Source organism: uncultured Fretibacterium sp., from assembly GCF_938040765.1.
Lineage (GTDB): Bacteria > Synergistota > Synergistia > Synergistales > Aminobacteriaceae > CAJPSE01.
Genome location: NZ_CALIAA010000173.1, coordinates 1 through 6,516, shown reverse-complemented (window position 1 = coordinate 6,516; position 6,516 = coordinate 1). Strand labels below are relative to the sequence as shown.

Sequence of the window (6,516 nt, the reverse complement as noted above, 5' to 3'; positions counted from 1 at the left end):
GTAGGGCCCGCCTCGTTCGTTCAAACTAAAGGATCGATTTGCAGCGGATGTAATTGACGCCGCTCCCCCGGGAGGAGCGCAGCGTCCCCTCCACGACCACGGGGTCCCCGGCCTGTTTCCCGTTCAGGACGTCCCTCAACGCGTCGTCATAGACCCGCACCACCAGAAAGTCGCGGCGCGGGGAACCGTCCGGATCCTGGTTGTCCTGACGAACCGCGAACTGTACGTATTTTCCCGTCCCGGTCTCCCCCTCCGTCCGTCCCTTGAGGAGGTGCACCTGTCCCGAGACCCGCACGCTGTTCTCCCAATTCAAAGGAAACACCCTCTTTCCGTCATTTCGTGCCGGGACGGCCAAGCCATCCATAACGCACTCGATACAATCCGTAAAAAATCGAAAGGCGCCCTCTCTCAAGGGCGTCCCGTCACTGGCTGAGAACCTCCAGCCGCTCTGCGGAAAGATACATGTCGCCGCTCCCACGCGAGGCGCGCAGCACGCCCTCCACCTTGATCGCGGCTCCCTCGTCCAGCTCCTTCAACTGTTTCTGCACCTCGGGAACGAAGGCGCGCACCGTCAGGAAGTCCTTGCGGACGGTACCATCCGTCCAGAGATTCTCATGTCTGATGGAGAAGGGGAAATACTTCCGCTCCTTTTTATCGCCCTTGATGAAATGCAGCAACCCCGATACCGTGACGCTGTTTTCGATCTGCACCACTACGCTTCACCTCTTCTTAAGTAGGATTCCCGGAAAAGAAAGCGATATCAAAAACGCCCCCACTCAGCCCCCGGCCCCATCGAACGGCCGGGCGGTACCACCGCGGGAAAAGCATTCCGCTCTCATTTTACCTCGCAAAGCGGCAAACCGAAAGCCTCCCCGTGGAGCCCAAGGCCCACGGGCTGCGGCGGCTTTATCGAGGATCGGGCGCGCTGTCGTACAGGCTGAACCGACTTCGACCCTGCAGCCGTCCGATGCGGCGGAATCATGAAGGAGGACGGGCTCAGGATGCCCTGGACGCACGCCTCTCCTTCCGCGACTGGACCCCCCAGATCAAGGCAAGCACGAGGAAGCCCGCCAGGTCCGATTTCCATCCGGGGATCATCAGCCCCAGCGCTCCGGCCAAGGCGAGGACGCGCAGGTCCAGGGAGATCGGCGCCCTGAAGAACCCTATCGTCGACATCCCCAGCAGGAAGACGCCGATCAGCGCGGTGGTCACGGCGAGGGCGAAGGGCAGGAACTCGAAGTCCACCAGGACGAGAATGGGGTTATAGGCATAGATGTAGGGGACCAGAAAGCCCGCCAGGGCCAGTTTTGTAGCCGTCGTCCCCGTCCTGAAGGCATCCGCGCGGGCGATGCCCGCCCCCGCATAGGCCGCCAGGGCGACGGGCGGCGTGAGGTCCGCCGCGATGCCGAAGTAGAGCACGAACATATAAGCCGCCATGGGAGGAATGCCCAGCTGAATGAGAGCCGGCGCCGCCATGGTGCTCGTCACGATGAAGTTGGCCGTCGTCGGAAGCCCCATGCCCAGGAAGATCGAGGCGACCATGGTGAAGATCAGGGTCAGCAGCAGGCTGCCGCCCGCCAGGGTGACGATGGCGTGGGCCAGCTTCAGCCCCAATCCCGTCAGGGTCGCCGTCCCGATGATCAGCCCCACCGTCGCGCAGGCGCAGGCTACCCCCAAGGCTCCGCGCGCCCCGTTCTCCAGGCCCTCCCATAGTCTTGCCGGGGTCAGCCACGTATCACGGCGGAAATAGGAGGTGACGAGCGTCAGGATGATTCCCCGAAAGGCCGCCTGAAGGGGCGTGTAGCCGGCAACGAGGAAATAGATGATCCCCGCCAGCGGGATCAGCAGGTGTCCACGCTCCCAAAGGAGCGTCCACAGGCGCGGCAATCGGTCCCTGGGCAGGCCCTTGAGCCCCAGTCGCGTGGCCTCGTAGTGCACCTGGACGATGACCGCGATGTAATAGAGAAGTGCGGGGACGACCGCGGCCAACGCCACCTCGACGTAGGATATCCCCATGGTCTGGGCCATGATGAAGGCCGCCGCCCCCATGACGGGCGGCATGATCTGCCCTCCGGTCGAGGCGACGGCCTCCACGGCCCCGGCGAAATGGGGCTGGTACCCCACGCTCTTCATCAGGGGGATGGTGAACATTCCGGTGGTGCAGACGTTGGCGACCGAGGAGCCCGAGATCGTGCCCATGATCCCCGAGCTGACGACGGCGACCTTGGCCGGGCCGCCGGCCGACCAGCCGGCCAGCGCCATGGACAGGTCGATGATGTACCTGCCGAGCCCCGTCTGCTCCACGATGGAGCCGAACAGGATGAACATGAAGACGAACGTCGCGGAGACGGCGAGGGGCGTCCCGAACACCCCCTCGGTCCCCAGGTACATGTGGTTGATGATGCGGTAGAAGTTGTACCCGCGATGCTGGAACAGCGACGGAGCGTATCGTCCGAAATAACAGTACATGAGGGCCACGATCACGATGATGGGCAAAATGGGGTTGGAGACCCTCCGCGTCGCCTCCAGGACCACGACGATGCCCAGGAGCCCCACGGCCAGGTCCAGGGTGTTCGGCATCCCGGCCCGGGCCAGCATGGAGCCGTAAAACTCCGCGGCCATATAAAGGGTCACGAAGGCCCCCACCGCCGCCCAGAGGTAATCGTACCAGGGAATGCGGTCCCTCGGACTTCGGGACGTCGCGGGATACAGAAGGAAGACCAGGACGAGGACAAAACAAAGGTGAATGGGGCGCTGCCACATCTCCTTGAGCAGGCCGAAGGCCGAGGTGTAGAGATGGAACAGGGACATCATCACCGCAATGACGGAGATCATCCTCCCCGTCCAATCCGACGGGGAACGGAAACGGGACTCGCTGTCGTACCGCCTCTTGATCTCCTCCACATCGATATCGCCGGGGGCGTTGCTCACAATCCGTTCTGCCAAGTATCTCCCCTCCTCGGAGGTCCAGTTCTTCAAAACCGGGTCGGCGCCGTCGCTTCACTGCACGCGCAGAACCAGGCGACGCCCCGGATAAAGCTCGAAAAGCGGCAGCACTTCGCCGGAGGGCAGGGTCAGGGTATTTCGTCCAAAACGCGCGTCCCCCACCCTCAGGACGATGGACTCGAAGGACCGCCCTCCCCCGATGTAACGGTACCAGGGCGGCTCGTGCACGAAGCGCCCTCGCGGAGGGGCCTCCGTGGGGAGCCCGGCGTTGGTGGACTGGGTGCGCTCCTCCCAGAGCCACAGCCTTCGAGCGTCCGCATAATAGCGGTCGACCACCGGGCACAGCTGCACGGAGTGAATGTACTCCGTCTCGAAGGACTCGCCGGGATAAAGAGGGAAGGAGCAAAGCGCCCTGCCCTCATCGTCACAAAGCGAGACCCGCGGCGTCAGCGCATCCAGGGCCAGGACGAGCGCGCCGCACCACAGGACGAGAATCCCCCCAAGCGCCCAGCGAGACCTCACCGCAGCCCTTCGAGGACGCGCATCCAGTTGCCCCCCAACAGCTTGTCCGCGGCCCGGGGCGGGAACTCCCGGCGGACCGCCTCGACAAAGGGCGCCACATGCCTGTAGGAGGGGAACACGCTGTTGACACGCTCCCCCTCCGGGAGGGCGAATTCGCAGAGGTCGAGGCCCAACCCCACGTGATCCTCTCCGGCGACCTCGACGATATGCCGGGCATGGTCGAGCAGCCCCGCATAGCGCGGCCTCCCCTCCGGAATGGGCGGGAGCTTCGGGGCCACGGCCTCGGGGCATCCCGGCCTGTCGTCCTCACCGGCGTACACGAAATGGACCATGTTGTTGAGCCCGATGGCGCCGCCCCGGGAGGCCAGGGCCGCGATCTGCTCGTCCGTCAGGTTGCGGGCGACGCCGCAGAGGGCGCGGCAGTTGGAATGCGAGGCGATCACGGGCCCGTTGAAGAAGCGCAGGACGTCGCGGAACCCGACGTCGTTCAGATGGCTGACGTCCACGATCATCCCCAGCCGGTCGGCCTCCCGCAGAAGGGCGACGCCGAAGGACGTCAGGCCACCGACCGTCCCCTCCTCGAGGGGACGGAAATGGCAGCCGTCCGCCGCCGCATTTCTGCGGCTCCAGGCAAGTCCCACAAGGCGCACGCCGAGCTCGTGGAAGACGGAGAGAAGCTGGAGGTCGCTGCCCAGGGGGTCGACCCCCTCGAAAGACAGGAAGAGAGCGAGCTTCCCCTCCTCCACGGCACGCCGTGCCTCCTCGGCCGTGCGGCAGAGCGCGAGGAGCCCCGGGGACTCCCGCATCTCGGCACGGAGATTGCCTATCTGCCTCAGGGCCTCGCGCAGCGCCATCTCGGGGATGTATTCGCTTGCGACGAAGAGCGAGCAGACCAGCACGTTGACCCCCGCGGCACGCAGGTCGTCGAGATAGAAACGCTCTATGACGCGGGTCTCCCCTCTTCTGCGAAGACGGGAGACGTCCATCAGAAGGTCGTAATGGGCATCGACGACGATGGCGGACACGAAAGATCACACTCCGAATACAGGGATTCGAGGACACCTCGAGTGATTGAAATCGCCAAAAGTATACGGCATTGAAGGGGAAAACGCAAAAAACGCCCCTCTGGCGGGCCTCCGCTCCGGGGTTCCCGGTTCCCCTCCATGCCGGGGGCAGCGGCGTCCCGAAAGTCCCGGCACCATCATGCCCCCGGCGCACAGGGTATGTTTTCCTTGACAAACCTCGGCGCCGTCAATACAATGAGCGAAGTTTCACTGTAGGCTGCAAACAGAGTAAGCTGTGTGCGTCAAGTGTCCACGGATGGGATGTCGCCGTGGAACGAAACGGGAGACCGTACGGTGCATAGCTGCGTCCGCTGTTGAGGTTGTGTTTCACTCATCGCGGAGCGCTGTCGAGGACAGTGCTCTTTTTGTTCGCCTTCATCATCGATGATGAGGTGATCGTCATGAAAAATGTCCGTACCGCATTCCCCGCCATTTCCGCCCGTTTCCTCGGATTCCTTCCTTCCCTCATTTCGTCCTCCGTTCCATCGTTTTCCGCTCCATCGCCCTTCGCTCTGGCGTCCTTTGTGCTGGCCGGTCTTATGTTCCTCACCGCTCTTTCGGAGCCCGCCCTCGCACAGGCCGATTTTCACATCGGGCTCATGACGGGGACCGTCTCCGCCGCCGAGGACTCCCTCCGAGGTGCGGAGAGCCTGATCAACCGCTATGGAAGCGCGGAAAATGGAGGCATGATCCTCCACGTGACCTATCCCGACCAGTTCATCTCCGAGATGGAGACCACCATCGGCCAGATTGTGGGGCTCGCCGACGACCCCAAGATGAAGGCGATCGTCGTCAGCCACGGCATTCCCGGGACGACGGAGGGGTTCCGCCGCGTCCGGGAACGGCGTCCCGACATCCTCCTCTTCGTCGGGGAGGCCCATGAGGACCTGAACGTCGTCGCCTCCGCCGCGGATCTGGTGGTGAACGCGGACAGCTTCAGCCGCGGCTACCTGATCCCCCTGGCCGCCAAGGAGGTCGGGGCCAAAAACTTCGTCCACATCTCCTTTCCGCGTCACATGAGCTTCGAGACCCTGGGGCGCAGACGCGCCATCATGGAGGAGGCCTGCCGGGACCTTGGGCTCTCCTTCTACGCCGAGTCGGCGCCCGACCCGCTCAGCGACGTCGGGGTGGCCGGCGCCCAGCAGTTCATCCTGGAGAAGATGCCCGTCTGGCTGAAAAAATACGGCAGGGACACGGCCTTTTTGTGCACCAACTACACGCATATCGAGCCCATGCTCACGCGGGTCATCGAGCAGGGGGGCTACGTGGTCGACCTGTTCTCTCCGATCATGGGGCTGCCGGGAGCGCTGGGGATAGACCTCTCGAGGGAGAAGGGGAACTGGCCCGCCATCCTGAAAAAGGTGGAGCGTTTCGTGGTGGAGGCCGGCGCAGGGGGCCGCATTGGGACAGGGGCGTTCTCCTACGACTACACGAACGTCGTCGCCCTGGCGGAGTTCGGAAAACGCTGCATCGAAGGCAAGGCGCGTCTCGAAAGCCTGACCGATCTGCGCGCGTGTTACGAGCTTCACACCCCGGGCGCCCATTGGAGCGCCATACATTATGTCGATGCGGGGACAGGCCTTCGTCTGAAAAACGTGGTGCTGGTCAACCAGGACATCTACATTCTGGGACGCGGCTACTTCGGCATCACGGAGACGAAAGTGCCGGAAAAATATTTTCGGATCGGGGCCTTCCCCAGGCGGAGCGACGGCGCCGACGCGCAGCGGCGCTGAGACGAACGCCAAGGAAAGGGCTCATGGTACAACGAAGGAGCATGTTGTGGCCGGATCGAGGGGAATCGGGGCAAAATGAACGAAAAGATGAGATAATAAGGTGGAACGTCCTCCAAAAGGATGTTCAGGTTTTGTATACCTTAGGAGGCTTATCGCTTGATGAAAAATACATCCCGATATCCCTACGGCGGTACACCACGGGATGCCGTCCCTCCCCGCCCGCAACCGAGAAAAAAGAAAAAAAGGAGACG

The 6,516-nt window shown here is 63.2% G+C and carries 6 protein-coding genes and 1 riboswitch; of the genes, 1 reads left to right on the top strand and 5 read right to left on the bottom strand.

Annotation, left to right across the window (positions count from 1 at the left end; genetic code table 11):
• Nucleotides 1–25 precede the first annotated feature (25 nt).
• From Q0176_RS06095 to Q0176_RS06075, 5 genes are all read right to left on the bottom strand, one after another.
• Nucleotides 26–313, bottom strand: a complete 288-nt coding sequence (locus tag Q0176_RS06095; protein ID WP_299300268.1) for a DNA-binding protein — start codon at nucleotides 311–313, stop codon at nucleotides 26–28.
• Between the two features lie 109 nt (nucleotides 314–422).
• Nucleotides 423–713 carry an OB-fold nucleic acid binding domain-containing protein gene (locus tag Q0176_RS06090; protein ID WP_299300266.1) on the bottom strand — a complete coding sequence of 97 codons (291 nt, stop codon included), beginning with the start codon at nucleotides 711–713 and terminating at the stop codon, nucleotides 423–425.
• Between the two features lie 283 nt (nucleotides 714–996).
• The gene (locus tag Q0176_RS06085) at nucleotides 997–2,946 is read right to left on the bottom strand and encodes a TRAP transporter permease (RefSeq protein ID WP_299300264.1); all 1,950 of its coding nucleotides are present in this window, start codon (nucleotides 2,944–2,946) and stop codon (nucleotides 997–999) included.
• A gap of 54 nt (nucleotides 2,947–3,000) precedes the next feature.
• The gene (locus tag Q0176_RS06080) at nucleotides 3,001–3,468 is read right to left on the bottom strand and encodes a DUF1850 domain-containing protein (RefSeq protein ID WP_299300262.1); all 468 of its coding nucleotides are present in this window, start codon (nucleotides 3,466–3,468) and stop codon (nucleotides 3,001–3,003) included.
• Nucleotides 3,465–4,493 carry a membrane dipeptidase gene (locus Q0176_RS06075; protein ID WP_299300260.1) on the bottom strand — a complete coding sequence of 343 codons (1,029 nt, stop codon included), beginning with the start codon at nucleotides 4,491–4,493 and terminating at the stop codon, nucleotides 3,465–3,467. The genes Q0176_RS06080 and Q0176_RS06075 overlap by 4 nt, the downstream gene beginning before the upstream one ends.
• A 261-nt stretch (nucleotides 4,494–4,754) precedes the next feature.
• A riboswitch (THF riboswitch) is annotated at nucleotides 4,755–4,848 on the top strand.
• Nucleotides 4,849–5,071: 223 nt separating this feature from the next.
• Here Q0176_RS06075 and Q0176_RS06070 point away from each other — a divergent pair.
• A complete protein-coding gene (locus Q0176_RS06070; protein ID WP_299300269.1) occupies nucleotides 5,072–6,265 on the top strand; it encodes a DUF3798 domain-containing protein in 1,194 nt (397 codons plus the stop codon).
• The last annotated feature ends 251 nt before the right edge of the window (nucleotides 6,266–6,516 follow it).